Below are 25,806 nucleotides of genomic sequence, written 5' to 3'. Positions count from 1 at the left end.
CAGTCTGCCACTGGGGGCGGGTGGTCCCGTCAGTGGCAGGCGGGGGAGACGTCCTCGGCGTGGATGCCGGCGAACAGGTCGTCCTCGGGCAGCTCGGTGTCCACCAGCGAGCGCGCGAGGTGGTAGTCCTCGGTCGGCCAGATCTCCTGCTGCAGCTCGCGCGGGCAGACGAACCACCAGCTGTCGGGGTCGATCTGGGTGGCGTGGGCCAGCAGGGCCTGGTCGCGGATCTCGAAGTAGTCGCCGCACGGCACCCGCGTGGTCACCGGCCACTTGGCCGGGCGGTCCTCCCAGCGGGCGATCCAGTCGGCGTAAGGGGAGCCGAGGCCACGCGAGGTCATCGCCTCGTGCAGCGCCTCGAAACGCTCCTTGGTGAAGCCCATCTGGTAGTAGAGCTTCAGCGGCTGCCAGGGGTCGCCCGTGCCCGGGTAGCGGTCGGGGTCGCCGGCCGCCTCGAAGGCCTCCACGGAGACCTTGTTGGTCATGATGTGGTCGGGGTGCGGGTAGCCGCCGTCGTCGTCGTACGTGATGATCACATGCGGCCTGAACTCGCGTACGGCCGCCACCAGCGGCGCCGCGGCGTCCTCCAGCTTCTGCACGGCGAAGCAGCCCTCAGGCAGCGCCTCGTCCTCGTTCTCCGGCAGGCCGGAGTCGACGAAGCCCAGGAAACGCTGCTGCACGCCGAGGATCTCGCGGGCCCGGTCCATCTCGGCCTTGCGTACGGCGGCGATGTTGGCCACGATCTCGGGCCGGTCCATCTTCGGGTTGAGCACGGAGCCGCGCTCACCGCCCGTGAGGGTACAGACCAGCACTTCCACGCCTTCGCGCACGTAACGCGCCATTGTGGCGGCGCCCTTGCTCGACTCGTCATCGGGGTGGGCGTGGACGGCCATCAGCCTCAGCGGTGCACTCACGGGCTCGATGTCTCCTCAGTAGGGACCGGTCACTCGCCCAGAGAGGCTAGTTTCTGCTGGGCGGTCGCGAGGGCACACCCCCCGCGGGCGACAATTGTCTCGGATAACGCTCAGGGAGTGCAGGGAGATTCCGCCATGGCGACCAGAGATGTCGAGAACGGGCCAGTTCTCGGCACACCCGACGAGTTCCAGGACCGTCCCAAGCGCGGCGGCCGGCTCGTCGTCCACGTCGTGATCGGCGTGCTGGTGGCCATCATCGCCGGTGGCTGGGGATACGTCATGTGGTCGATGACGGCGGGCGGCTCTGAGGCGCCTGCGCAGGTGGTGACGTTCAAGGTGGAAAGCGCGAATCGCGCGGAGATCACCTTTGAGGTGTACAAGCCAGACGATAGGGTGGCGGTCTGCCGGATCAGGGCGCTGGACGTCTATCACTCGGAAGTGGGCAGCAAGGAAGTAAGAATCCCGGCTGGTGGGGGTAGTAAGCAGATCAAGGAAAGCCTCGACACGAGCGGTGAGGCCACTTCCGTCCACATCCAGTACTGCAATCTCGTATAGTGAGACATTTGGGGAAGCGTTGGAGCGGTTGACTTGTTAGCCTTTCGCAATTCAACCACACGTAACCTCAAGTGACCTCAGGGCCCCCTAGGCAAGCAAGGAGAACCCGTGGCCGACTCTCGCGATGAGAACGTCACATGGCTGACGCAGGAGGCGTACGACCGCCTGAAGGCGGAGTACGAATATCTCTCTGGCCCCGGGCGCGTCGACATCGCCAAGAAGATCGAAGCCGCCCGTGAAGAGGGCGACCTGCGTGAGAACGGTGGCTACCACGCCGCCAAGGACGAGCAGGGCAAGATGGAGGCCCGCATCTTCCATCTCCGGCAGATTCTCGACAACGCCCAGGTGGGAGAGGCCCCCAAGGCTGAGGGTGTCGTCGGCCCCGGCATGACCGTGACCATCCGGTTCGTCGGCGACGACGACGAGGTCACCTTCCTGCTCGCCTCCCGCGAGGAGAGCGGAGCGCCAATCGACGTCTACTCGCCGAAGTCCCCGCTGGGTGCGGCGATCAACGGGAAGAAGATCGGGGAGAAGGCGACCTACTCCATGCCCAACGGACGGCAGAACACCGTCGAGATCCTCGAGGCAGTGCCGTACATCGGCAACTGACTCCCCCGCAGGACGACCGCCGGGCCCACGTCGGCCCGGCGGATTTTTCGCATGCCTCGGGGATCCGCCAGGATCTCAGCTTTCTGGTCAAGTCTCGTAAGCGGCGCGACACGTACAAGCTGGTGCCGTTCATCGTGGTGGCGCTGGTCGCGGTGCTGACCGCCGACGTGCTGCTGCTCACGACATCCGGCCAGGAGACCAAGCAGCCCGTACGCGCCCAGGCCACGCCCAAGTCGACGCTCATGGCGCAGCAGCAGCGCCGGCAACAGCAAAAGCAGCAACAGCAACAGCCGGCGCAGCAGCAGCCCGCCAGCACGATCCAGCCCGTGACGCCGCTGAAGAAGCTGCACAAGCCCAACTTGTTCGTGCTCACCCGCAAGCCGTTCACCAACGAGCTGTTACGGAAGGTCGCCAAGCTGCGCGGGGTGCGCGCACTTGAGCTGGCCGACGCGGCGTCGATCACGCTCGACGGCAAGCGGGTGCAGACACTGGCGGTCAACCCGTCCACGTTTCGCTCGTACACGCCCAAGGTGACCGCTTCATCCGACGCGCTCTGGCAGAACGTCGCGGCTGGTGACGTGGCCGTGTCGTTCGTGCTTGGCAACGACGGCGGGCTCGCGCTGCACAGGCGGGTGGCGGGCCCGGTGGGGACGCTGCGGATCGGCGCGTACGCCACCACCGGACTCGGCGCGGTGGACGCCGTCGTGTCCAAGGACGTGGGCCGCACGCTGGGGCTGCCCCGCGACAACGCGCTCATCGTGAGCGCCCCGGACGCCAACTCCGACACGCTGCGCAAGGCCATACTCAAGGCGCTGCCCAAGGGCACGCAGGTGGCCATGGTCAACCCTGTGCTGCCCCAGCCGCAGACCAAGGCGCGGAGCTGGCCCGCGGGGTCGTTCATGACCGGCGAGCAGATCACCGTGGCGCTGCAGGCCGCCGCCTCCAAGCTGGGCAGGCCGTACGTGTGGGGCGCCGAGGGGCCCGACACGTTCGACTGCTCCGGTCTGGTCCAGTGGGCCTTCGCCCGGGCAGGGGTGCGGATGCCCCGGGTGACGCACCAGCAGTGGGTGACCGGTCCCCAGGTTCCGTTGTCGCAGGCCCAGCCGGGTGATCTGATCTTCTGGCGCTCCGATCCGACCAATCCCGGCTACATCTCCCACGTGGCGATTTATTGGGGTAACGGGAAAATGATCCAGGCGCCGCGTACCGGCGACGTGGTCAAGATCTCCCCGGTGCACACCCGCAACCTGGCGGGCGTCGTCCGCGTCAGCCCCACCATGGCGGTCAAGGTCCGCTAACCCGGCCACCCCACGAACGATCGCTCCCGCCAGTCAGTCCCGTGAGCCAGGCGTGCTCGGTGCGTGCATTTCGCCTGCAACTGTGTAATGGTGATTACATGGCAACAGACAACGAGACGGCGCAGATTCACGGCTGGTTCACCGGGCGGTTGCCCGAAGGGTGGTTCACCGGTGCGCCGGAGATCGTCAGGGACCGCGAGGAGATCGCGGTGCTCGGCACGCTGCCCGATCCCCCCGGCGACGTGTCCGAGACAGAGCGTGCCGCGCTGATCGAAGGGCTGGCCAGAAGGTTCAGGGAAGAGACGCGGGAGCGGCGGATCGAGATCGCCAGGGAGGCGGAGCGCAAGTTCCGGCAGAAGGTGTCCTGGGGGGTGGTCTGCGGCGGTGAGACTGTGATGTTCACCACGCTCTCCGTGCCCGTGATGACCAGGTTGCGCCAGACCGAGCGGCAGGTCCTCGACACGCTGGTGGCGGCAGGAGTGGCCCGGAGCCGCAGTGACGCGCTTGCCTGGTGTGTCCGATTGGTCGGAAAGCACACCGACACGTGGCTGGCGGATCTGCGGGACGCTCTCCAGCATGTCGACCGGGTTCGCTCGGCGGGGCCGGACATCAATTCCTGAGACGGTCCAGCGGAAACGGCCGCGGAAATGGACTAAACCACTTGGGAAATTGGTTTAGACCAGCGCAATTGGACTGGACCACTGCGTGTTAATTCTCTTTTAAATCCGCTCCGCGTGGGTAGGCTCCCCCAATCGTCAGGGCCGCTGCCTGCGACGACGGCCAAAGCCAACAGGTCTACGCCAATTGGCCTTTTGCCGCTCCGTCGTTAATGATGACTGGGCCCTGAGAGAGTGGAGGAGTCGCCGTCGTGTCCGTTTCCGTGGAAGTGCCCGCACCGACCAGCAATAGCGAATTGGCCGCGTGGGTGAAGGAGATCGCCGCCCTGACCCAGCCAGACCGGATCGAGTGGTGCGACGGGTCTGAGGAGGAGTGGACGCGCCTGACCAACCTCCTCGTGGAGCAGGGCACGTTCACGCGGCTGGCCGCCCGGCCCAACAGCTTCTACGCCAAGTCCGATCCCAGCGACGTGGCCAGGGTCGAGGACCGTACCTTCATCTGCTCCGAGCGCGAGGAGGACGCGGGGCCCACCAACAACTGGATCGCTCCGGACGAGATGCGCCGGACGTTCGGGAAGCTGTTCAAGGGCTGCATGCGCGGCCGCACGATGTACGTCGTCCCGTTCTGCATGGGCCCGCTCGGCGGCGAGATCTCGCAGCTCGGCGTCGAGATCACCGACTCGCCGTACGTCGCCGTCTCCATGCGGATCATGACGAGGATGGGTGACAGGGCGCTCCAGCTCATCGAGGAGAGGGGCGAGTTCGTCAGGTGCGTGCACTCCGTGGGCGCGCCGCTGGAGCCGCACCAGGAGGACGTGCCCTGGCCGTGCAGCTCGACCAAGTACATCAGCCACTTCCCCGAGAGCCGCGAGATCTGGTCGTACGGCTCCGGCTACGGCGGCAACGCCCTGCTCGGCAAGAAGTGCTACGCCCTGCGCATCGCCAGCGCCATGGCCCGCGACGAGGGCTGGATGGCCGAGCACATGCTGATTCTCAAGCTCACCCCGCCCTCCGGCGAGACCCGCTACATCGCCGCGGCCTTCCCGAGCGCCTGCGGCAAGACCAACCTCGCCATGCTCCAGCCCACGATCCCGGGCTGGAAGGTCGAGACGATCGGTGACGACATCGCGTGGATGCGCTTCGGCGACGACGGCCGCCTCTACGCGATCAACCCGGAGGCCGGCTTCTTCGGCGTCGCGCCCGGCACCGGCCAGGTGACCAACGCCAACGCGATCAAGACGCTCTGGGGCAACAGCATCTTCACCAACGTCGCGCTCACCGACGACGGCGACGTGTGGTGGGAGGGGCTGACCGAGGAGCCGCCGGCACACCTGACCGACTGGAAGGGCCGTTCCTGGACGCCCGAGAGCGGCGAGCCGGCCGCCCACCCGAACGCCCGCTTCACCACCCCGGCCTCCCAGTGCCCGACCATCGCACCCGAATGGCAGGACCCCAAGGGCGTGCCCATCTCGGCGATCTTGTTCGGCGGTCGCCGCGCCACCGCCGTACCTCTGGTGACGGAGTCGCTGAGCTGGGAGCACGGCGTCTTCCTCGGAGCCAACGTCGCCTCCGAGAAGACCGCCGCGGCCGAGGGCAAGGTCGGCGAGCTGCGCTACGACCCGTTCGCCATGTTGCCGTTCTGCGGCTACAACATGGGCGACTACTTCGACCACTGGCTCGACATCGGCCGCCGCAAGGGCGCCAAGCTGCCCCGGATCTACTACGTCAACTGGTTCCGCAAGGACGCCGAGGGCAAGTTCATCTGGCCGGGCTTCGGCGAGAACAGCCGCGTGCTGAAGTGGATCGTCGACCGGCTCAACGGCGAGGCCAAGGCCGTGCCGACGGCGATCGGCCTGCTGCCTGCCGACCTCGACGTCGAGGGCCTGGACCTGTCCGAGGAGGACCTGCACGCGCTGCTGTCGGTCGACAAGGACGTGTGGCGCGAGGAGGCGTCGCTGATCCCGGCCCACTTCGACAAGTTCGGCTCGCATCTGCCCAAGGAGCTGTGGGACGAGTACAACGCCCTGCTCGACCGGCTCGGCTGATCCCTCGTGTGCGGTACGGCGGCGCCGTCTGGCTTGACGGCGCCGCCGTGCTGTCCCGGCGGTTTGAAAAAGTGCCGGTAATCTAAATGAGCAGAACGAAACCTTTACCCTTCCTTTACGCGTCTCTCCGGTAACCAGCCTGATCGGCTGCACGGAGGGAGGCCGTAATGGACCTTGTCCTGCTGATTCTCTCGGTGGCCCTGGCGGCGATCGCCGTCACCATCGCCTCCGCGATCAAACGCGAGCATGCCGCCACCCGGGCGGCCGCGGCCGGAGCCCGCGCTCGCAACCTCGATCACTACGAGCTCGCCTATCTGGCGGGCGGGCCTGGGCGGGTGGCCGACACGGCCCTCACGCTCCTGGCCGAGAGCGGAGCCCTGCGCGTGTCACGGGGGCCGCGCTTCCACCCGCTCTCCAAGAGATCCGCCACGGACAACCCCATCGAGCGGGAGACGATCACCGCGGTCGTGGCGAACGGCGGCCCGTCGAGGTTCCTGGTGAACCAGGCGGTGAGCCGTGGCCCGGCCATGGGAGAGCTCGAGCGCCGTCTCGCCGAGCTGGGCCTGATCGTGTCCGGCGCCCGTCTCGCGCGGCTCAAGTGGCTGGCCGCCGGGCTGAGGGCGGTGGCGGTCCTGGTGGTCGCCGGGATCGCGGTCGTACTCGCCGGAGGTTCGGCACTGCTCCCGATGCTCGCCCTGCTCGTCCTGGTGGCGGCCGGGATCGGCGCGGTGGTCGCGCTCGCCGGCGACAGGAGGTTCAGGCGGGCCGCGCGCACCGCCGACGGGGCGGAGGAGCTGGACCGGGCCAGGAAGGCGCATCCGGCGGGCTCGGGGAACGGGCCGGTGTACATCGCGTTGCACGGTCATTGGGCGCTACGCGACTCGGACCTGAGCAGGGCGCTGGACGACTACGTCCCGCCGACCACGCCTCGTCGCGCGCGGCGGTCGACGTCCAGCAGCAGCAGCGGTGGCGGCGGCTCCTACTCCGGTTGCGGCGGATCGGCCCACAGCGGGTCTGGCTGCGGCAGCGGCTCCTCGGGCTGCGGCGGCGGGAGCGGCTGCGGCGGCGGTGGTTGCGGGGGCGGAGGGAGCTGACATGTCCCAGCCGGAGGCGGGACGGCGGGCCGTCCAAGAAAGCGAGCTGAGGACCGAGCTCGGGGTGGGCATCGGCTGGCGGGCCGAGCTGGATCTGTCGATCGAGCGGATGCCCGGCGTCGACTTCCTCGAAGTGGTCGCCGAGAACATCGATCCCGCTCACCTGCCCGAGTCGTTACGCCTGCTGCGCGCCAGGGGCCTGCCGGTGATCCCGCATGGGGTGTCGCTGGGGGTAGGCAACGCCGAACCGCCCTCGCCGGCCCGGCTGGCTCACCTGGCCGCCTGCGCGCAGGCGCTGGACTCGCCGCTGGTCAGCGAGCACCTGGCGTTCGTACGGGGCGGCGGGCTGGAGGCCGGGCACCTGCTGCCCGTGTCCCGCACCCGAGAGTCGCTGCGGGTCATCACCGAGAACGTGCGCCGGGCGCAGGATGCGCTGCCGGTGCCGCTGGCCCTGGAGAACGTGGCCGCGATCTTCGGCTGGCCCGACGACGAGCTGACCGAGGCCCAGTTCCTCGCCGAACTGGTCGAGCGCACCGGGGTCGGGCTGCTGATCGACGTGGCCAACCTCTACACCAACCAGGTCAACCTGGGCCTGTCGGCCGTGGACGCGCTCGACGCGCTCCCGCTCGAGCACCTCGCGTACGTCCATGTGGCCGGAGGGGAGGAGCATCACGGGATCTGGCACGACACGCACACCGCCGCCGCGCCACAGGCCGTGCTCGACGTCCTCACCGAGCTGTGCGCCCGCGCCACCCCGCCGGGCGTGCTGCTGGAGTGGGACGACGAGTATCCGAGCGACGAGACCCTGGTGAGCGAGCTGTCCAGGATCAGGGCCGCGATGTCCCCGGACCGGGAGGCCGGATGACCGGCGAACCCGACCTCGCGGAGGATCGGCGGCGGCTGGCGGAGGCGCAGGGGCGGGTGGTGGCGGCCCTCGTCGCGGGGGCCGCCGTGCCGGCGGGATTCGATCCCGAGCGGATGCGCGTGCAGGCGTCGAGCCTCATCGCCAAGCGGCGCGGCATCGTGGCCAGGCTCCGGCCCGACGCCGCCGCCGCGGCGGGCGCCGACCTGGCCGCGGAGTTCGCCGCCTACGCCCGCTCCCGCAGCGCGCCGCCGCCGGGCTACCGCGCCGACGCCGACGATTTCGCCGCCTGGCTGCGCGAACGCGGCCGCATGCCCGACCCGCCCCGCAAGCCCCGATGGTGGTCCCGCTTACTCCCCTAGCTGGGCAGGCGCGGATCCGGCAAAGGCGGTTTAGCCGACATTGGGCCGGAAACCGTGAGGGAATGGGGGGACTGCGTTGCGTCGACGGATCTTTTCTGACCGTCACGCCGGTGGCATGCAAGGACAGCGTCGGCACGCCGTACGAGGTCACCCTCGAGCTCCATAGGGACGGCACGCCGTACGGGAGCGTCGGAGAGCGGTGCGGCTGGCTGCTCGCGCGCCTCGCGCGCGGCGTGGACGAGGCCCGCGCGGGCCGGGGAGCGGCCAGGCGGTGGACCGACCCGGACGACAGGTTCCCCGACGAGGAGCCGGACAGCGAGCTGTTCTCCTTCCGCTACCGCACCAGAGCGGGCCTGGTGGGCGGCGGCGAGCTGCGCTGCCAGCTCAGGACCATCCCCGTGTGGCAGGCGGCCAAGGGCCAGTGGCGGCTGACCAGGAGGGCGTACGTGGAGGCGTGGGGCTCGACGGGCGTGGGCATGCGTGCGGTCCTGACGTCGGCCGAGTTGGCGAGGTTCGTACGAGGTCTCGTGAACGAGGCGGAGGGATGTCTAGAAGGTAGAGATCTGGCGAGGAATCCGATAGAAGGAGCAGGCACAGGCGAATCGCGGTGATAATTGCCTGTTGGGTCAAGCGACCAAAGGCGACCGCTGGGGAGGAACTCCGTGGGCCTGCGCGATCTGGTCTACCGGCTGTATGAGCACCGGCTGGAGTCCAAGCTGTCGAAGGACAGCATCCCCCGGCATGTCGGGGTCATCATCGACGGCAACCGCCGCTGGGCGCGCGCGATGGGCATGCGGGACGTCGCCAGCGGCCATCGCAAGGGCGCCGACAAGATCTCCGAGCTGCTCGGCTGGTGCCGCGAGACCGGCGTCGAGGTCGTCACGGTGTGGATGTTGTCCAACGACAACCTCAACAGGCCGAAGGAGGAGCTGGAGCCGCTGCTGCGCATCATCGAGGACGTGACGCAGGAGCTGGTGGAGGAGGGCTGGCGGATCAGCCCGGTCGGCGCGCTCGACCTCCTGCCCGACCGAACGGCGAATGTCCTAAAAAATGCAAAGGAAGCGTCATCACACCGTCCGGGCCTGATTGTGAACGTTGCAGTTGGGTATGGAGGAAGACGTGAGATTGCCGATGCGGTGCGCTCACTGCTCCAGGAGCACGCGAGCAGAGGAGCGAGCATCGAGGACCTCGTCGAGGTGCTCGATGTGGAGCACATCGCGGAGCATCTTTACACTCGCGGCCAACCCGACCCGGACCTCCTCATCCGGACCTCGGGCGAGCAGCGCCTGTCCGGCTTCATGCTCTGGCAGAGCGCTCACTCTGAGTTCTACTTCCACGAGGCCTACTGGCCTGACTTCCGCAGGGTCGACTTCCTGCGGGCGCTGCGCGACTACGCTGCGAGACACCGACGTTACGGTTCATGAGGCGACAAACGGGCATTCAGAACCTAACGTAGTAAATATCCGGCCGAAGGTCGGATATTTCGGAGAGGGCCCGCCTTTGCACCATGACCTGCCGAGGGGGCCGGAACCCGGCGCCGACGGCGGCTCGCGGTCGGGGAAGCGGGTCCGGTCCGATTCCCGCCTCGTCTGCAGGGTGCCCGCCCCAATGGGCGCCCGGGGGAGAACGTGTGGCAGTGTCCTCGAGCAACCCTACTCACCAGTCGGCCAAGCGGACGTACGTGCTGGACACCTCGGTCCTGCTGGCCGACCCGGCGGCAATGACCCGCTTCGCCGAGCACGACGTGGTCCTTCCCATCGTGGTCATCACCGAGCTGGAGGGAAAGCGGCACCATCCCGAGCTCGGCTACTTCGCGCGGAAGGCCCTGCGCTACCTCGACGACCTGCGGATCCAGTACGGCAGGCTCGACGAGCAGATGCCTACGGGGGACGGCACGATCAGGGTTGAGCTCAATCACAGCGATCCCTCCATCCTGCCCGTGGGGTTCCGCCTGGGCGACAACGACACCCGCATCCTGACCGTGGCCCGCTCGCTGGCCGCCGAGGGCTGCGACGTCGTGCTGGTGTCCAAAGACCTGCCGCTGCGGGTCAAGGCGGGCTCGATCGGCCTGGCGGCCGAGGAATACCGCGCCGAGCTCGTTCACGAGTCCGGCTGGACCGGGATGGCCGAGGTCCAGGTGACCGCCGAGGACGTCGACTCGCTCTTCGACCAGGGCACCGCCGACGTCGAGGAGGCCAGGGACCTGCCGACGCACACCGGCCTGCGGCTGCTGTCGGCCAAGGGCTCGGCGCTCGGCCGGGTGCAGCCGGACAAGTCGGTACGGCTCGTGCGCGGCGACCGCGAGGTGTTCGGCCTGCACGGCCGCTCCGCCGAGCAGCGCATCGCGCTCGACCTGCTGATGGACCCGGAGATCGGCATCGTCTCGCTGGGCGGCCGGGCCGGCACCGGCAAGTCGGCGCTGGCGCTCTGCGCGGGCCTTGAGGCGGTCCTGGAGCGCCGCCAGCACCGCAAGGTGGTCGTCTTCCGCCCGCTCTACGCCGTGGGCGGCCAGGAGCTCGGCTACCTGCCGGGCACCGAGGGCGAGAAGATGGGCCCGTGGGCGCAGGCGGTCTACGACACGCTCGGCGCGATCACCTCACCCGAGGTCATCGAGGAGGTGCTCGACAGGGGCATGCTGGAGGTGCTCCCGCTGACGCACATTCGCGGCCGGTCGCTGCACGACGCGTTCGTGATCGTGGACGAGGCCCAGTCGCTGGAGCGCGGGGTGCTGCTGACCGTGCTGAGCAGGATCGGCGCCAACTCGCGGGTCGTGCTCACCCACGACATCGCCCAGCGCGACAACCTCCGGGTCGGCCGGCACGACGGCGTGGTGGCGGTCGTGGAGAAGCTCAAGGGCCACCCGCTCTTCGCACACGTCACGCTGACCCGCTCCGAGCGCTCTCCGATCGCCGCGCTGGTGACGGAGATGCTGGAGGACCTGAGCCTCTGACAGCTCACTTGAGTTCGGGACAGGTGTACCGCCCCTCCGACCTGGAGGGGCGGTTCTCGTTCTCGCGGACGATCTTGACCAGCTCGAACGCCGCGTCCTGCTGGGCCGTGCAGACGATCTGCGCCTTGCCGAGCCTGGTCAGCGTGCCGTCGCCCCTGATGTAGACGGTCAGCGTCGAGGTGCGCGGCAGCTGGACCTCGTCCCGCTGCACGGGGTTCAGCGAGTCCTTGATCCCCAGGTACGTGAAGCCGCGCAGCGCGGTGTCCCGGTCGCCGAGCGGCTGCGTGGAGGCCTCGAACAGCGCGCCGAGCAGGCTGCCCACGGTGTCGTTCTCGACGTCGGCAGGCTCCAGGGCGAGCTTGCCGTCCTTGATCAGGTAGATCGTCTTGGACGGCGGCGGGACCTTGATGGTGGGCACGTTGCCGCGGTCCTGGACGTCCGTGGGCGAGATGCCGCAGGCTGCCAGGGCCAGCAGGCAGATGAGCATGAGAGCGCGGATGGCCGTCATCAGTGCGGGAGCCAGACCGTGAACAGGGTGCCGGGGCTCTGGGGGCGTACGGAGATCGTGCCGCCGTGGAGGTGGACGTTCGCCCTGGCGATCGCGAGGCCGAGGCCGCTGCCCTGGCTGCGGGCCCGGCCCGCGCCCGCCTTGAAGAAGCGGTCGAAGACGTGCGGCAGGGCCTCGGGCGGGATGCCCTTGCCGTGGTCGCGCACCTTCACCTCCAGGCCGTTCTCCGTGGCCCTGGCGCTGACCACGACCGGGGGCCTGCCGTGCTTGAGCGCGTTGCCGACCAGGTTGGCCACGATGACATCGAACCTCCTCGGATCGAGGTTCACGGTCAAGCCCTGGGAGGCCTTCACCTCCACCCGGTCGCTCCAGCCGCGTACCTCGAGGCAGTCCATGACGGCGTCGGCCACGTTCACCGGCTCGAGGTTGAGCGTGGCCGTGCCCGCGTCGAAGCGGCTGATCTCGATGAGGTGCTCGACCAGCTCGCGCAGGCGCTCGATCTCCCTGAGCACCAGCCGCACGGCCTCCGCCGGCGCCTCGGGCAGCCGGTTGGCCTCCTCGGACAGCATGTCGGCCACGGCCGTCATCGCGGTCAGGGGCGTACGGAGCTCGTGCGAGACGTCCGCCACGAACCGGCGTGACATCGCCTCCAGGGCGCGCAGCTCCGACACGCTCAGCTCCAGCGCCGCGGCCGCGTCGTTGAACCTGGCGGTCAGCTCGGCCAGCTCGTCCTGCCCGTGGACGGGCAGGCGGGTGTCGAGCCTGCCCTGGCCGAGCGCCTGCGCGGCCGCGCTGAGCCGCCGGACCGGCAGCAGCACCTGCCTGGCCGACAGCAGCGCCACGACCAGGGCGATCAGCACGATGGCCGCGCCGCCCTGAACGAGCGTGGTCCTGAGCGTGTCGAGCTGGCTCTCGTCGTCGTGCATCGGGAAGAAGACGAACGCGCGCAGCCCCGTGGCCTCCGGCACGCCGGCGTTGTCGCGGTAGACCTCGGCGCCGACGATGAGCCAGAGCTGGTCATGGATGATCTTGCGCTGGGTGACGACGCTCTGCTTGGCCCGGCCGTAGAGCTCGTTCGGCACGTCGTTCATGCTCAAGGCGCCCTCGGCGGAGACCATGTTGCCGTACTCGACCAGCACGCTTCTGCCCGGTCCGCTCAGCGCGGCGGTCACGCGGTCCAGATCCTTGGTCGTCGGCGCGGCCTCGCCCGGCTGGAGCTTGCCGACGGGGAAGGCGATGCCGCTCAGCTCCCTGGTGACCAGGTCGAGCGAGGTGTTCTCGGCCCGGGTCACGAGCGCGGTCTTGGCGAGCTCGAAGCCGATGGTGGCGACCAGCGTCGACGCGGTCACGGCGACGAGCGTGAACGTGATGACGAGGCGGGCGCGCAGCCCGGTGGGCAGCGGGATCACGGAGGGCTGAATCGGTAGCCGAACCCGCGCACCGTGTGGATGAACACGGGCTCGGCCGGCTTCGGCTCGATCTTCGCGCGGATCCGCTGCACGCAGGCGTCCACCAGCCGCGAGTCGGCGATGTGCGTGTGGTCCCACACCGCGCGCAGCAGGTAGCGGCGGTTGAGCACCTGGCCTGGGTGCCGTACGAGCTCCAGCAGCAGCCGCAGCTCGGTCGGCGTCAGGTGGATCTCCTTGTTGGCCAGCGTGACCTTGAGCGCGCCCCGGTCGATCACGAGGTCGCCGAAGGTGATGCGATCGGAGGCGGCGGACTCGGCCCTGCGCAGGATGGCGCGGATGCGCGCGTCCAGGACCCTGGGCTCGACCGGCTTGACCACGTAGTCGTCGGCGCCGGCCTCCAGCCCGACCACCACGTCCAGGTCGTCGCCGCGGGCCGTGAGCAGGATGACGGGCAGCTGGTCGAGCTTGCGTACGCGGCGGCACACCTCGATCCCGTCGATGCCCGGCAGCATCACGTCGAGGATCGCGATCTCCGGGCGGCGGGCCCTGATGTGATCGAGCGCCTCTTCGCCCGTCGCATAGGACGTGACGGAGTGCCCCTGCCGGGTCAGTGCCAGCTCGAGAGCGGTACGGACGGAGGGGTCGTCTTCAACAAGGAGGATGCCGGCCACGCGCACATTATTATTCCATGTCCCGAATGCCCGAACTAAGTCACCAAACTGTGACATGTCATGGACGGGATCCCGAACTAGGCGCGGCACCCTGGAAACGGCTTCCCTTCGGTTACGGGTGCCCGAAGGGGAGCCTGGGGCCTGTGTGACGAATATCACACCGTTTCGAAACGTCATGCTTACCTGCCGGTTAATCAATGTAGAGCCAAGCGATTACCGCGTTTCGGTTGCCAACCACCCCCCAGGACAGGGCAAGCTCATGGTTCGTGAGCCCCGGTCCGCAGTTGAGTGAGCGCCCGCCGAAGGAAGATCTGCCTTCGGCGCGTCGGCCTGCGCGTTTCACCCCGAAGCGCATCGTCGTCATCGCCGCCTCGCTGGTGGTCGTCGTCGGAGGAGGCGGCTTCGTCGCCTACCGCGCGATCCAGAACGCCAACAGGCCGGTCGGCGACACCTTCACGGCGGAGCAGCTCGGCTCGATCCTCAACGGCGACCCCTACGTGCCCGACCCCAAGAGCGACGCGCTCAAGAACGCGGCCCAGCAGGCATACAAGGCGGACCAGCTGAAGAAGGGCCGCTCCGGCGCGAGCAAGAAGGACGACCTCGACTGGGTCGTGCCCAAGAGAGCGCCGGGCGGCGACGGGTTCCCAGCCATGAACTTCCCGCCAGGCAGCAATCCCTCGCCGGGCAGCAACAAGGCCACCGCCAAGGCCATGCTCGCGTCCTACGGCTGGGGCGACGACCAGTGGGGCTGCCTGGAGCGGCTCTGGCACAAGGAGAGCGGCTGGAACGAGCGGGCGATGAACCGCTACTCCGGCGCGTACGGCATCCCGCAGTCCTTGCCCGGCACCAAGATGGCCAGCGCGGGCGCCGACTGGCAGACCAATGCCGAGACCCAGATCAAGTGGGGCCTCGGCTATATCAAGGGCCGTTACGGCACGCCGTGCGCTGCCTGGGGCCATTCACAGTCGGTGGGTTGGTATTAGAGGGTCAACTTTCCTTCTCTAATCGGCAAGCCGCCGCGCCGGACGGGGTAGGTCCGCGCACGCTGGCCGCATGGGTGTGAAGGTCAGTGTGATCGTCAATGTCCACAATCCGGGTGGCACCGCCAACGCGTGCATCCGTTCGGCCGTGGAGCAGACCATGCCCACGGACGAATATCAAGTGATCTTCGTGGACGACGGCTCCACGGACGGGATCGGGGAGCGGCTCGACACCATCGCCGCGGCTCGCAGGAACGTCCGCGTGCTGCACCTGCCGCACACCGGCTCCGCCATGCGCGGACGCAACGTGGGCCTCGCGGCGGCGACCGGCGAGTACGTGTACTTCCTGGACCAGGGTGACCGGCTGGAGAAGGACGCGATCGCCCGCATGTACGAGCGTGCGGTGGAGACCGACGCCGACATCCTGGTCGGCCGCCTGATCCGGGACTTCGGGCCGCCGATGACCGCCTTCGAGCGCGGCACGGCCCGCGCAGACATCCTGCGCGACCGGCTGCTCAGCCTGCTCGCGCCGCAGCAGCTCTACCGCCGCGCCTTCCTGGAGGAGCACGAGCTGGGCTTCGCCGTGCCCGGCGGGCGGATGGCCGAGCAGGCGTTCGTGATGCGGGCCTACCTGCGGGCCAAGGTCATCGCCGTGCTGTCCGAGCACATCTGCTGCCACCTCGGCGAGCCGCGCGGGGACGAGGAGGAGCCGCGGGCGATGGTCAAGGAGCTGATCGGGCTCCTCGACGACATCGACACCTACGTCGGCGAGGGCCGCCAGCGCGATCGCATGTACGCCCACTGGTTCCGGTACGCCGTCCTGCGCCCGCTGCTGACGGCCAGGTTCGCCAACTCCTCCGTCGATCGTGGCCTGCACTTCCGGGTGGTGCAGGAGCTCGTCACGGAGCGGTTCCCCGCGCGGCTCGACCGCTACCTGCCGGTCCAGCTCCGCGTGCTGGCCGCGTACGTCCGCATGGGACGCCTGGACCAGATCGTGCTCCTGTCGAACTCCTCCAAGCGCGCCGGGCTCCGCGCCGACCTGACCGAGGTGCGCTGGGACGCCCACGTGCTGGTGCTCGGGCTGACCGTGGAGGTCCTGGCGGGCGACGGCACGCTCGACAGGTACCGCACGCAGGGCGAGCGCGTGCACTGGATACCGCCGCGCGCGCTGGAGACCGGCGCGCTCGACGAGAGCGTCACCGACATCACCGACGCGGTCGAGCGGGCCCGTGTCGAGCTCTACGTGCGCCACTCCGAGACCGGCGCGATCCACTTCCTGCCGATGACGCAGCGCGTGGAGCGCGTACCCGACGGCCGCAACAAGATCAGGGTGCAGATCAGGGGCGAGGGCCGGCTCGACGTGACGAAAGCCGCGCACGGCGAGCCGCTCAAACCCGGCCAGTGGGAGGTGCACGTCCGCATGTTCGGGGGCGCGAACCAGGCCAGGAGCCGGGTCGGGCGCTCCGACGGCCCGCTCAACTGCCTGGGCGTGCTGGCCCAGCGCCCCAGGGTGCGGCTGGTGGTGCCGTGCTGGAGCGACCACGGCGAGCTGGGGCTGGCCGTCGAGCCGCGCTCGTTCCCCGAGTCGATCGCGCTGGTGTCGCCGGGGGTGGAGATCAAGCAGCTCGACGGGCACGTGTACGTCGTGCTGCCGGTCCCGTACGTGCCGCCGAGCGGAGGCCCGCCGCTGGAGCTGGTGCTGCGCGGCACCGGGCGGCGCGGGCGCGAGGTGTGCGCCCCGGCGCTGGTCGAGGCGGGGGTGCCGGGCAAGCTCGCCGGGCAGCTCGTCGCCAAGGTGCCGGTCAAGTGGCTGATGCCGACGCCCGACCAGCTCGGCCCCGGCAGGTGGGTGTCGTCGCTGCGCTCCTCGGAGGAGGAGACCGGGCTGAGGTTCGCGCTGGAGCTTCGCAGGGGGAGGATCCAGGTACGGCCCGCCGCCGCCGTCGATCCGCGACGGCGCTCGCCCATGGGCAGGGACACCATGCTGCACAGGATCGGCAGGCGGCTGCCCGGCGCGCGTCACCTGGTGCGCCTGGCGCGCGCGGGCAAGCACCGCTACCTCAAGGACTGACCCAGCCCTCCAGCTCCTCGAAGGCGTTCCTGAAGACCGGCAGCATGGGCTTGAGCCGCTCGGGATAGGCGTCGACCAGGCTGTCGAGGTGGTTGCCGCCCTCGACGCGGTAGTAGCGGAACGGCCGGTTCGGCCCGACCATCTTCGCGTACACGTCGGAGTCGCGGGAGATCGGCAGCAGCGTGTCGAGCGTCCCGTGGATCGTGATCAGCGGCTTGGTGATCCTGCCGGTCAGCGCGATCTTCGACACCGCCGCGTACGGCCGGCGCTCGTCGTAGTCGTAATCGGCCGCCGCGCCCTGGTAGGACGGGTCCAGCTCCTTCTGGTAGAGCTGCTGGGTGAGCTCCCAGTAGTACTGCCGGTGGAACGGCCACAGGAACTCCGAGCCGGCCGCGAACCCGGCCGCCCGCACCCCGGCCTCGTCCGGGTACGCCTTCAGCGCGGGCGGCAGGAAGCTCAGCAGGTTGTCGCCCTTGACCCGCCAGAGCGTGCCCTCCCAGTCCACGCCGCCGTCGTAGAGCCAGCCGCGGTTCTCCAGCTGCCATCTGACCAGGTAGCCGCCGTTGGAGATGCCCGCCACGAACGTGCGCTCCGGCCGCTTGCCGTACCGCTGCCTGACGACGGCCTTGGCGGCCACCGCGAGCTGGGTGACGCGGTCGTTCCACTCGGCGATGGCGTCGCCCGGGCGGCGGCCGTCCTCGTGGAAGTTCACGCCGACGTTGCCCTTGTCGGTGGCGGCGAACGCGTACCCCTTGGCCAGGACCCAGTCGGAGATCGTGTAGTCGTTGGCGTACTGCTCCCTGTTGCCCGGGGTGCCGCTGACGACGAGGCCGCCGTTCCAGTCGTCGGGAAGCCTGATCACGAACTGGGAGTCGTGGTTCCAGCCGTGCGTGGCGTTGGTGGTGGAGGTGTCGGGGAAGTAGCCGTCGATCTGGGTGCCGGGCACGCCCGTCGGGTTCACCGTGGCGGCCGAGTGCAGGCCCGCCCAGTCAGCCGGGTCGGTGTGGCCGGTCTGCACCGTGCCCGCCGTGGTCAGGTCGTCAAGCGTGGCGACCACGGCCTGCTCCGCGCCCGGCACCGTGAGCTGCGGGGTCGGCGTGAGCAGGCTCGCCACTAAGCTCAGCGCGACGAACATCACGACTCCTCGAGGTGGGCGGCCAGCAGGCGCTGGAACTCTTCAGGGTGTTCGAGGTGCGGGCTGTGGCCGCAGTCGTCGAGCACGACCTCGCGGTACGGCCCGTAGCGCTCCAGCACGGCCCTGGTCTGGGTCACCATGGGCTGGGCCGGCGTGCCGGGGGAGCCGGGCACCACGCCGAGCGCGCCCAGGTGGGCCAGGTCGAACAGCGACGTGTCCGAGACGATCACGTCGTCGGCGCCCCTGATCCACAGGATGGGCGGCTTGGGGTCGACCTCGTGGAGGTCGTCCAGGCGGAAGTGGGTGGGAGCGATGGCGTTGAGCAGGCCGGTCTTGCCGGGGGCCACGCCGGGCCATTCGGCGGAGGTGACGGGGTCGCCGGGGTAGTTGGCCTCGCCCACGTGGGTGGTGAGCATCGAGCGTACGTAGAAGTCCTCGTCGGGGACCTCGGGGTGTTTGACGTACGCGGAGCGGAAGACGTTACGGGGCGATGTAGGAGATTCGTCCGACATGTCGCCCGCCTTGAGCCGGGCCACGAAGTCTGGGTTGGCGGCCCCGGCCCCCGCCCCCGTGCCGTCGGGGTGCGTGAGGCGGCCGTCCGGTCCCTCCGTGCCGCCGAAGCCGTACGGGGAGATCGGGTTGACCAGGGTGACGCTCCTGACCGCGGCCGGCCGTTCGCGCAGGACCTGCAGGACGATGCCGCCGCCCAGGCTCCAGCCGACCAGGTGCACCCCGTCCAGGTCGAGCGCCTCGACCAGCTCGATCACGTCGTCGGAGTAGTCACGCAGGCCCCTCGTGGCGTCCACGGGTGCGGGATCGCTCTCCCCGAACCCGCGCAGGTCCACCGCCAGCGGCCGGTAGCCGCCGGGCAGCGCCGCCATGCTGTCGCGCCAGAAGGCGGACGATGAGACGTTGCCGTGCACGAACAGCACGGGCTCGCCGGTGTACCTGCCCTCGACGGTCAGGACGTTCTGGGTGAGCCTGGGCGTAGGGAGCGCCGTCGCCTGGAGGAGCGGCGGGAGCGAAGCGACCAGAGCGGGGGAAGGCGGCGGCATCGAGGGCGACTGAGCCCGCCTCACGGAGTGAGGCCATGAGCGCAGCGTGCGGACCTTCATTTCGCGTGGATCCTCTCGGCCAGGTCGCGGCCCTGGGTCTCGCGCGCGGCGTAGACCGCGACCAGGGTGAGCAGCGCGGCCACACCGAGGTAGGCCGAGATGGGCACGCTGCTCCCGTAGCTCTTCAGCAGCGCGACCGCGATGATCGGGGCGAGCGCGCCGGCCACGATCGCCGAGAGCTGCGCGCCGATGGAGACGCCGGTGTAGCGCATCCTCGTGCCGAAGAGCTCGGAGAAGAAGGCCGCCTGCGGGCCGTACATCATGCCGTGGAAGAGCAGGCCGACGGTGACGGCGAGAGTGATCACCAAAAAGTTGCCCGTGTCCACGAGCGGGAAGAACGCGAAGATCCACACCCCGATCCCGGCGGCGCCCGCCAGGTAGATCGGGCGGCGGCCGATCCGGTCGGACAACGCGCCCCACATCGGGATCGTGATGAAGTGGATGGCCGAGGCGATCAGCACCGCGTTCAGCACGGTGGAGTTCTCGATCTTGACTGACTTGGCGTACGTGATGACGAAGACGGTGAGGAGGTAGAAGGAGATGTTCTCCGCGAGGCGCGCGCCGATCGCGGTGAGCACGTCCTTGCGGTGGTAGCGCCACACTCCCTTGATGGGCGGCGCCTTCTCCGGCGGGGCCTGCTGGAACACCGGCGACTCGCTGATCGTCAGCCGGATCCAGAGCCCGATCAGCACGAGCACGCCCGACAGCAGGAACGGCACCCGCCAGCCCCACGCCAGGAACGCCTCGTCCGACTGCCAGGCGGCCAGGGCCGCCAGCACGCCGGTGGCCAGCAGGTTGCCGCCGGGGGCGCCGGCCTGCGGCCAGGAGGCCCAGAAGCCGCGGCGGGCCGTGTCGCCGTGCTCGGAGACGATCAGCACTGCGCCGCCCCACTCGCCGCCGAGCGCGAAGCCCTGCACGAGCCTGAGCGCGGTCAGCAACAGCGCCGCGGCCGGGCCCAGGGTCTCGTACGTCGGCAGGCAGCCGATCAGGAACGTCGCGGCGCCCATCGTCAGCAGGCTGACGACCAGCAGCGTCTTGCGGCCGAGCCGGTCGCCGAAGTGGCCGAAGATCAGGCCGCCGAGCGGGCGTGCGATGAATCCGACGGCGTAGGTGAGGAACGCCAGCAGCGTGCCGGTGAGCGGGTCGGACTCGGGGAAGAAGAGCTTGTTGAAGACGAGGGCGGCTGCCGAGCCGTACAGGAAGAAGTCGTACCACTCGATGGTGGTGCCGATCAGGCTCGCGGCGACGATCTTCTTGATGGAAGTGGCCATGCCGGTCACGGTAGGGAGTGACCGGCATCACTCATATGGGGCCGGAGCCCACAGTCTATGGGGTGGATGTGTGGCCGAGCCGGTGCAGGCGGAGCGCGAGCTGAATCTCGAGCGCGCGCTCCGGCTCCAGCCAGCCGTCGCCGAGGAGCTTGCCGATCCGGTCGAGCCGTTGTGTGACGGTGTTGACGTGGATGTGCATGGCCTCGGCCGTACGGGAGGGTGAGCCGCCCGAGCCGAAGTAGGCGGCCATCGTGTCGGCGAGCGCGGTGCCCCTGCGGGCGTCGTAGTCGGTCACGGCGCCCAGCACCCTGCTGACGAAGCCGCGCACGTCACGGCCGTCGCCGACGAGCAGCCCCACGAACCCCAGCTCGGCCGCGCTCGCGCCGTCACCGGCCCGGCCCAGTGCGATCAGCGCCTCCGCGCACCTGCGGGCCTCCTGGTAGGCGCCGGCCACGTTCCCTTCGACGGCGGTTCCTGCCGCGCCCGCCGTGGCCGTGCTGTGCAGCGACGCGCTCAGCTCCGCGGCCACGTTCTGCGCGATGCGGCCCGCGTTCTCGCCGGGCAACAGCAGCACGACCTCGTCACCCCGCCCCGCCGCCAGCCCGTGCCGCAGCGCGGCCTGCGAGGAGGCCCAGAACGCGGCCCGCTCCCGTTGCCCGCCGTGCTTGGCCACCACCACGACATGCGGCGCGTGGAGGTCCACGCCCAGCCTTCGTGCCCGGTCGGTCAGCCCGGGGGAGTCGGGCCGGGAGATCAGGTCGTCGAGCAGCTCGCCCCTGACCCGGCCCTCGGCCTCCGCCACGCTCCTGCGGAACAGCAGGAGCAGCGCGCACACCAGCGCCGCCCGCTCCAGGATGCGCTCGTCGGCGTCGTCGCTGCGCAGGATCAGCGTGCACAGCGGCTCGCCGCCGACGTCCACGGACGCGATCAGCAGGTCGCCCCGCCGCACGGTGCGCCCCAGCGCCCTGGACGCCTGCGCCGCCTCGAACACGCCTGAATCGAGCTCGCCCACGTCGCCCGTGAGCGGCCGCCCCAGGTCGTCGAGCACGGCCAGCGACCCGCCGAGCACGTCGGTCACCACGGCCGCCACGTCCTCGATCCCGCCGCCGCGCAGCACCAGCGAGGTCATCCTGTCGTGGGCCAGCGCGCCCCGCTCCACGGCGTCGCCGTGCTCCCTGGCGATCCTGTGGGCCTGGGAGAGCTCCTCCAGCGCGTTCCTGGTCTCCTGCAGCAGCCTGGCGTTGTCGATCGCGACGGCGGCGTGCGCCGCCAGGCTGGCCAGCAGCGACACCTCCTCCTGGTGGAACGGCCGCGCGCTGCGGTTGGCCGCCATCAGCACGCCGATCACCCGCTGGCCCAGCCGCAGCGGCACGCCCAGGATCGCGACCAGGCCCTCCTCCTTGACGGCCTCGTCGATGTCGTTCTTGTGCCGGAACCTGGCGTCGGCGAAGTAGTCGGCGGTCGAGTACGGCACGGCCGTCTGCGCCACCAGCCCGCCCAGCCCCGCCCCCATGGCCAGCCGCAACGCCCGGAACTTGGCCGAGATCGAGCCGTCGGTGACCCGCATGTACGTGTCGCCCTGCTCGGGGTCGTGCAGCGTCATGTAGGCGACGTCGGTGGCCAGGAGCTGCCTGGCCCGGTGCACGATGGCCTCGAGCACGGCGTCGAGGTCGCGCAGCGCCGCAAGGTCGCCGGCCGTGTCGTACAGCGCCGACAGCTCGGCCTCGCGCCTGGCACGCCTTTTGAGCAGCTCGCGCACCCTGAGCGCCTCGACCTTGGCCTGCTCCAGCTCCTCGATCGTGGCCGGATCCGCGCCGGCTGCCCTGGCCTCGATGATCGGCCCCTCGAACTCGACCGCGGAGGCCTCCCTGGCCAGCAGTTCGAGGAATCGTCTGGCCACTAGCGCGCCGTCCAACCGCCGTCCACAGGCAGCGACACACCGGTGATGAACGACCCGGCGGGGCCACACAGGTAGTTGACCAGCTCCGCCACCTCCTCCGGCTCGATCAGCCGCTTGATCGCGGCGGGCTGCAGCATGATGTTCTCCACGACCTCGTCCGGCTCGATGCCGTGCACTTTAGCCTGGTCGGCGATCTGCGCCTCGACCAGCCCGGTCCGCACGTACGCGGGGCAGACGCAGGTCGAGGTCACCCCGTGCGGCGCCCCTTCGAGCGCCACGACCTTGGAGAAGCCCTCCAGCGCGTGCTTGGCCGCCGTGTAGGCCGACTTGTACGGCGAGGCACGCAGCCCGTGCACGGACGAGAGGTGCACGAACCGGCCCCAGCCCTTGGCGTACATGCCGGGCAGCACCTTGCGCGCGATCAGGAACGGCGCCTCGACCATCACCTTGAGCATCGCCGAGAAGACCTCGGGCGGGAACTCCTCGATCGGCGAGACGTGCTGGAACCCGGCGTTGTTCACCACGATGTCCACCGGTTCGTCGGGCAGCGCCCCCACGAAGCCGGGATCGCTCAGATCCGCGACCACGGCCTGTCCGCCGATCTCGGCGGCCACCTTCTCGGCGGGCTCGGCCCGCATGTCGACGACCAGCACCCTGGCCCCCTCGGCGGCCAGGCGCCGGGCGCAGGCCGCCCCGATCCCGCCGCCCGCCCCCGTCACAAGCGCGGTCCGCCCCGTCAGCTCCTTCGCCATACCCCGAACCCTAGGCGGTGACCGCGCTTCGACGCATGGGTGCGGGCGACATAGATGAGCGCCGTTCTATGTGGATCACCGGAGTCTGCTATGTTGAGCGCATGATCGCGTATTCGTCCCAGTGGTGGCCCGCCTCCTAGGCGGACCTCCCGGCGTATACGCACTACGGCCGCCTCGACGAGGCGGCCGTCGGCATGTCACAGGCGCGCCCGTCGAGCACTGACGAAAGGGGCGCACACCATGACCACCTGGCCTGCACTGCTCACCACGCTGCTCGAGGGCAGGTCGCTCACCACCCGCCAGGCCAGATGGGCCATGGAGCAGATCATCACGGGGGCGGCGACGGACGCCCAGATCGCCGCGTTCGCGGTCGCGCTGCGCGCCAAGGGCGAGAGCGTGGCGGAGGTGTCCGGGCTGGCCGACGGCATGCTGTCCAGGTCGGCCGCCATCAGGGTCTCCGGCGATCCCGTCGACCTCGTCGGCACCGGTGGCGACCGCGCCAACACGGTGAACATCTCCACGATGGCCGCCATCGTCGCCGCCGCCGCGGGCGTCAAGGTGGTCAAGCACGGCGGCAGGGCCGCCTCCTCCATGGCGGGCGCGGCGGACGTGCTCGAAGAGCTCGGCGTGGTCATCGACCTGCCGCCGGCGGCCGTGGTCAGGGTGGCGGACGAGGTCGGCATCACGTTCTGCTTCGCGCCCGCGTTCAACCCCGGGCTGAGGCGCACCTCCGGGCCGCGCCGCGAGCTGGGTGTCCCCACGGTCTTCAACTTCCTCGGCCCGCTCACCAACCCCGCGCTGCCGCCCGCCCAGGCGGTCGGCGTCTTCCATCCCGGGACGGCGCCGGTCATCGCGGGCGTGCTGGCCGAGCGCGGCGGCTCGTCGCTCGTCTTCAGAGGCGACGACGGGCTCGACGAGCTCACCACCTCGGGCCCTTCCACGGTGTGGGTGGTACGCCGCGGCGCCGTGACGCGTACCGCCTTCGACCCGGCCGACCTGTCGATCCCGCGGGCCCGCCCAGACGACCTGCGCGGCGGCGACGTCCGGCACAACGCGGCCGTGGCACGGGCGGTGCTCGCCGGGGAGCAGGGGCCGGTGCGCGACGTCGTGCTGCTCAACGCGGCCGCCGCCGTGGTGGCCGCGGACGGCACGCCGCCCGCGCCCGACCTCACGGCAGCCCTGGGCGCCGCCTACAAGCACGCCGCGGACGCGGTCGACTCCGGCGCCGCGCTGTCCCTGCTCACCCGCTGGGCCGAAGCCACCCAGGCACTGGCATCAGCGCCCGATCGTTAGGGCCTGGTCATCGACAGCACGTCGAGCGCGGCGTCGAGCTGCTCCTCGGTCAGGGTGCCGCCGGCCACGTGGCCGCGCTCGATGACGACCTCGCGGATGGTCTTGCGCTCGGCCAGGGCCTGCTTGGCGATCTTCGCGGCCTCCTCGTAGCCGACGTACCTGTTCAGCGGGGTGACGATCGACGGGGACGACTCGGCGTACTCGCGCAGGCGCTCGACGTTGGCCGTGATGCCGGCGACGCAGCGGTCGGCGAGCAGCCGCGACACGTTCGCCAGCAGCCTGATCGACTCCAGGATGTTGCGCGCGATGACCGGGAGCTGCACGTTCAGCTCGAAGTTGCCGGACGCGCCGGCGAACGTGATCGCCGCGTCGTTCCCGATGACCTGGGCCGCGACCATGGTCGTGGCCTCGGGGATCACCGGGTTGACCTTGCCGGGCATGATCGACGAGCCGGGCTGCAGGTCGGGCAGGTTGATCTCGCCGAGCCCCGCGCGCGGGCCCGAGCCCATCCAGCGGAGGTCGTTGGCGATCTTGGTGAGCGAGACGGCCACCACCTTGAGCTGTCCCGACAGCTCGACGATCGAGTCCTGTGCCCCCTGGGCCTCGAAGTGGTCACCGGCCTCGACGAACGGGATGCCGGTCGCCTCGCGGAGCTTGGCGATGGCCTCCTGGGCGAAGCCGGGCGGGGTGTTGATGCCGGTGCCGACGGCGGTGCCGCCCAGGGGCAGCTCGAGCACGTGCTCGAGGGCCGCGGAGACACGTACGACCCCGTGCTCGATCTGGGCGGCGTACCCGCCGAACTCCTGGCCGAGCGTCACCGGGGTCGCGTCCATCAGGTGGGTGCGCCCCGACTTCACCACCCCGTCGAACTCGATCGCCTTCTCCCGCAGCGCCGCCGCCAGGTGCTGGAGCGAGGGCAGCAGGTGGAACGTCACCTCGGTCGCCGCCGCCACGTGGATCGAGGTCGGGAAGACGTCGTTGGACGACTGGGAGGCGTTCACGTGGTCGTTGGGGTGCACGGGACGGCCGAGGCGCTCTTCCGCCAGCGTCGCGATCACCTCGTTGGCGTTCATGTTGGACGAGGTGCCCGAGCCGGTCTGGAAGACGTCGATCGGGAAGTGCGCGTCGTGCTCGTTCTCGGCGACGTCGGCCGCTGCCTGGGCGATGGCCTCGGCCATGTCCTTGTCGATCACGCCCAGCTCGCCGTTCACCTCGGCGGCCACCGCTTTGATCAGGCCGAGCGCGGCAATGTGGGACGGCTCAAGAGGGCGTCCCGAGACCGGGAAGTTCTCCACTGCCCGCTGGGTCTGCGCGCGCCACTTGGCGCCGGACGGCACGCGTACCTCGCCCATCGAGTCATGCTCGATTCTGAACTCGCTCATGACTTCCAGTCTG

General features: G+C 69.9%; 24 protein-coding genes. 14 read left to right on the top strand and 10 right to left on the bottom strand.

The features are described 5' to 3' along the window. Positions 1-29: 29 nt before the first annotated feature. Positions 30-914, bottom strand: coding sequence for a mycothiol conjugate amidase Mca (mca, locus tag ACIBVN_RS20645; protein WP_349448423.1), 885 nt, complete (start codon positions 912-914; stop codon positions 30-32). Positions 915-1,049: 135 nt separating this feature from the next. Between mca and ACIBVN_RS20640 the strand changes: the two genes are divergently transcribed. From ACIBVN_RS20640 to ACIBVN_RS20590, 11 genes are all read left to right on the top strand, one after another. Next, positions 1,050-1,469: a DUF4307 domain-containing protein gene (locus ACIBVN_RS20640; RefSeq protein WP_397138586.1), complete on the top strand. Its 420-nt coding sequence runs from the start codon at positions 1,050-1,052 to the stop codon at positions 1,467-1,469. Positions 1,470-1,577: 108 nt separating this feature from the next. Then, positions 1,578-2,078: a transcription elongation factor GreA gene (gene greA / locus ACIBVN_RS20635; RefSeq protein ID WP_148437100.1), complete on the top strand. Its 501-nt coding sequence runs from the start codon at positions 1,578-1,580 to the stop codon at positions 2,076-2,078. Between the two features lie 122 nt (positions 2,079-2,200). After that, positions 2,201-3,376, top strand: coding sequence for a C40 family peptidase (locus ACIBVN_RS20630; protein ID WP_397138584.1), 1,176 nt, complete (start codon positions 2,201-2,203; stop codon positions 3,374-3,376). Positions 3,377-3,474: 98 nt separating this feature from the next. Continuing rightward, on the top strand, positions 3,475-3,996 hold the full coding sequence (locus tag ACIBVN_RS20625; RefSeq protein WP_397138582.1) for a hypothetical protein: 522 nt from the start codon (positions 3,475-3,477) through the stop codon (positions 3,994-3,996). 248 nt (positions 3,997-4,244) lie between these two features. Continuing rightward, entirely contained in the window at positions 4,245-6,038 is a 1,794-nt protein-coding gene (locus ACIBVN_RS20620; RefSeq protein WP_397138580.1) for a phosphoenolpyruvate carboxykinase (GTP), read from the top strand. A 167-nt stretch (positions 6,039-6,205) separates the two neighbouring features. Next, positions 6,206-7,132: a TIGR04222 domain-containing membrane protein gene (locus ACIBVN_RS20615; protein WP_397138578.1), complete on the top strand. Its 927-nt coding sequence runs from the start codon at positions 6,206-6,208 to the stop codon at positions 7,130-7,132. 1 nt (position 7,133) lies between these two features. Continuing rightward, positions 7,134-7,997 carry a DUF692 domain-containing protein gene (locus ACIBVN_RS20610; RefSeq protein WP_397138576.1) on the top strand — a complete coding sequence of 288 codons (864 nt, stop codon included), beginning with the start codon at positions 7,134-7,136 and terminating at the stop codon, positions 7,995-7,997. Beyond that, complete coding sequence (locus ACIBVN_RS20605; RefSeq protein ID WP_397138574.1) at positions 7,994-8,356, top strand: hypothetical protein; 363 nt, start codon at positions 7,994-7,996, stop codon at positions 8,354-8,356. Before ACIBVN_RS20610 ends, ACIBVN_RS20605 begins: the two co-directional genes overlap by 4 nt. A 110-nt stretch (positions 8,357-8,466) precedes the next feature. Beyond that, positions 8,467-8,967, top strand: a complete 501-nt coding sequence (locus tag ACIBVN_RS20600) for a hypothetical protein (RefSeq protein WP_397138572.1) — start codon at positions 8,467-8,469, stop codon at positions 8,965-8,967. Between the two features lie 51 nt (positions 8,968-9,018). Then, entirely contained in the window at positions 9,019-9,780 is a 762-nt protein-coding gene (locus ACIBVN_RS20595) for an isoprenyl transferase (RefSeq protein ID WP_349448432.1), read from the top strand. A 257-nt stretch (positions 9,781-10,037) separates the two neighbouring features. Further along, a complete protein-coding gene (locus ACIBVN_RS20590) occupies positions 10,038-11,306 on the top strand; it encodes a PhoH family protein (RefSeq protein WP_397138914.1) in 1,269 nt (422 codons plus the stop codon). Positions 11,307-11,310: 4 nt separating this feature from the next. Here the strand turns inward: ACIBVN_RS20590 and ACIBVN_RS20585 are convergent, their stop codons facing one another. The 3 genes from ACIBVN_RS20585 to ACIBVN_RS20575 are packed head-to-tail and all read right to left on the bottom strand — an operon-like array spanning position 11,311 to position 13,894. Next, positions 11,311-11,814, bottom strand: coding sequence for a hypothetical protein (locus ACIBVN_RS20585; RefSeq protein ID WP_397138570.1), 504 nt, complete (start codon positions 11,812-11,814; stop codon positions 11,311-11,313). Next, positions 11,814-13,223, bottom strand: coding sequence for an ATP-binding protein (locus ACIBVN_RS20580; protein WP_397138568.1), 1,410 nt, complete (start codon positions 13,221-13,223; stop codon positions 11,814-11,816). The genes ACIBVN_RS20585 and ACIBVN_RS20580 overlap by 1 nt, the downstream gene beginning before the upstream one ends. After that, complete coding sequence (locus ACIBVN_RS20575) at positions 13,220-13,894, bottom strand: response regulator (RefSeq protein ID WP_397138566.1); 675 nt, start codon at positions 13,892-13,894, stop codon at positions 13,220-13,222. The genes ACIBVN_RS20580 and ACIBVN_RS20575 overlap by 4 nt, the downstream gene beginning before the upstream one ends. 266 nt (positions 13,895-14,160) lie before the next feature. Here ACIBVN_RS20575 and ACIBVN_RS20570 point away from each other — a divergent pair, with 266 nt between their 5' ends. Both ACIBVN_RS20570 and ACIBVN_RS20565 read left to right on the top strand, forming a co-directional pair. Further along, positions 14,161-14,877, top strand: a complete 717-nt coding sequence (locus ACIBVN_RS20570) for a lytic transglycosylase domain-containing protein (RefSeq protein WP_397138564.1) — start codon at positions 14,161-14,163, stop codon at positions 14,875-14,877. A gap of 70 nt (positions 14,878-14,947) precedes the next feature. Beyond that, positions 14,948-16,945, top strand: coding sequence for a glycosyltransferase family 2 protein (locus ACIBVN_RS20565; protein WP_397138562.1), 1,998 nt, complete (start codon positions 14,948-14,950; stop codon positions 16,943-16,945). Here ACIBVN_RS20565 and ACIBVN_RS20560 read toward each other — a convergent pair. The 5 genes from ACIBVN_RS20560 to ACIBVN_RS20540 are packed head-to-tail and all read right to left on the bottom strand — an operon-like array spanning position 16,935 to position 23,118. Then, positions 16,935-18,080, bottom strand: coding sequence for an alpha/beta hydrolase family protein (locus tag ACIBVN_RS20560; RefSeq protein WP_397138560.1), 1,146 nt, complete (start codon positions 18,078-18,080; stop codon positions 16,935-16,937). The two genes, ACIBVN_RS20565 and ACIBVN_RS20560, sit on opposite strands and share 11 nt — an antisense overlap. Then, on the bottom strand, positions 18,080-19,159 hold the full coding sequence (locus tag ACIBVN_RS20555) for an alpha/beta fold hydrolase (RefSeq protein ID WP_397138558.1): 1,080 nt from the start codon (positions 19,157-19,159) through the stop codon (positions 18,080-18,082). Before ACIBVN_RS20555 ends, ACIBVN_RS20560 begins: the two co-directional genes overlap by 1 nt. 32 nt (positions 19,160-19,191) lie before the next feature. Then, a complete protein-coding gene (locus ACIBVN_RS20550; protein ID WP_397138556.1) occupies positions 19,192-20,466 on the bottom strand; it encodes an MFS transporter in 1,275 nt (424 codons plus the stop codon). A 55-nt stretch (positions 20,467-20,521) separates the two neighbouring features. After that, entirely contained in the window at positions 20,522-22,381 is a 1,860-nt protein-coding gene (locus tag ACIBVN_RS20545; RefSeq protein ID WP_397138554.1) for a helix-turn-helix domain-containing protein, read from the bottom strand. Continuing rightward, positions 22,366-23,118, bottom strand: a complete 753-nt coding sequence (locus ACIBVN_RS20540; RefSeq protein ID WP_397138552.1) for a 3-hydroxybutyrate dehydrogenase — start codon at positions 23,116-23,118, stop codon at positions 22,366-22,368. Before ACIBVN_RS20540 ends, ACIBVN_RS20545 begins: the two co-directional genes overlap by 16 nt. Positions 23,119-23,358: 240 nt before the next feature. Between ACIBVN_RS20540 and trpD the strand changes: the two genes are divergently transcribed. Then, on the top strand, positions 23,359-24,411 hold the full coding sequence (gene trpD, locus ACIBVN_RS20535) for an anthranilate phosphoribosyltransferase (protein ID WP_397138550.1): 1,053 nt from the start codon (positions 23,359-23,361) through the stop codon (positions 24,409-24,411). On the opposite strand, the gene ACIBVN_RS20530 is transcribed toward trpD, so the two are convergent. Further along, complete coding sequence (locus ACIBVN_RS20530) at positions 24,408-25,793, bottom strand: class II fumarate hydratase (protein ID WP_397138548.1); 1,386 nt, start codon at positions 25,791-25,793, stop codon at positions 24,408-24,410. The genes trpD and ACIBVN_RS20530 overlap by 4 nt on opposite strands. Positions 25,794-25,806 lie beyond the last annotated feature (13 nt).

It is taken from the genome of Nonomuraea sp. NPDC049400 (assembly GCF_044466425.1).
GTDB lineage: Bacteria > Actinomycetota > Actinomycetes > Streptosporangiales > Streptosporangiaceae > Nonomuraea.
This window is presented reverse-complemented; position numbering and strand designations above follow the sequence as displayed.

Bases quoted from the DNA above. Each gene is read 5' to 3' on its own strand.
- ACIBVN_RS20605 (WP_397138574.1), top strand. From the start codon at position 7,994: ATGACCGGCGAACCCGACCTCGCGGAGGATCGGCGGCGGCTGGCGGAG.
- ACIBVN_RS20610 (WP_397138576.1), top strand. From the start codon at position 7,134: ATGTCCCAGCCGGAGGCGGGACGGCGGGCCGTCCAAGAAAGCGAGCTG.
- ACIBVN_RS20530 (WP_397138548.1), bottom strand. From the start codon at position 25,793: ATGAGCGAGTTCAGAATCGAGCATGACTCGATGGGCGAGGTACGCGTG.
- ACIBVN_RS20625 (WP_397138582.1), top strand. From the start codon at position 3,475: ATGGCAACAGACAACGAGACGGCGCAGATTCACGGCTGGTTCACCGGG.
- ACIBVN_RS20615 (WP_397138578.1), top strand. From the start codon at position 6,206: ATGGACCTTGTCCTGCTGATTCTCTCGGTGGCCCTGGCGGCGATCGCC.
- ACIBVN_RS20640 (WP_397138586.1), top strand. From the start codon at position 1,050: ATGGCGACCAGAGATGTCGAGAACGGGCCAGTTCTCGGCACACCCGAC.
- trpD (WP_397138550.1), top strand. From the start codon at position 23,359: ATGACCACCTGGCCTGCACTGCTCACCACGCTGCTCGAGGGCAGGTCG.
- ACIBVN_RS20550 (WP_397138556.1), bottom strand. From the start codon at position 20,466: ATGGCCACTTCCATCAAGAAGATCGTCGCCGCGAGCCTGATCGGCACC.
- ACIBVN_RS20565 (WP_397138562.1), top strand. From the start codon at position 14,948: ATGGGTGTGAAGGTCAGTGTGATCGTCAATGTCCACAATCCGGGTGGC.
- ACIBVN_RS20540 (WP_397138552.1), bottom strand. From the start codon at position 23,118: ATGGCGAAGGAGCTGACGGGGCGGACCGCGCTTGTGACGGGGGCGGGC.
- ACIBVN_RS20585 (WP_397138570.1), bottom strand. From the start codon at position 11,814: ATGACGGCCATCCGCGCTCTCATGCTCATCTGCCTGCTGGCCCTGGCA.
- ACIBVN_RS20560 (WP_397138560.1), bottom strand. From the start codon at position 18,080: ATGTTCGTCGCGCTGAGCTTAGTGGCGAGCCTGCTCACGCCGACCCCG.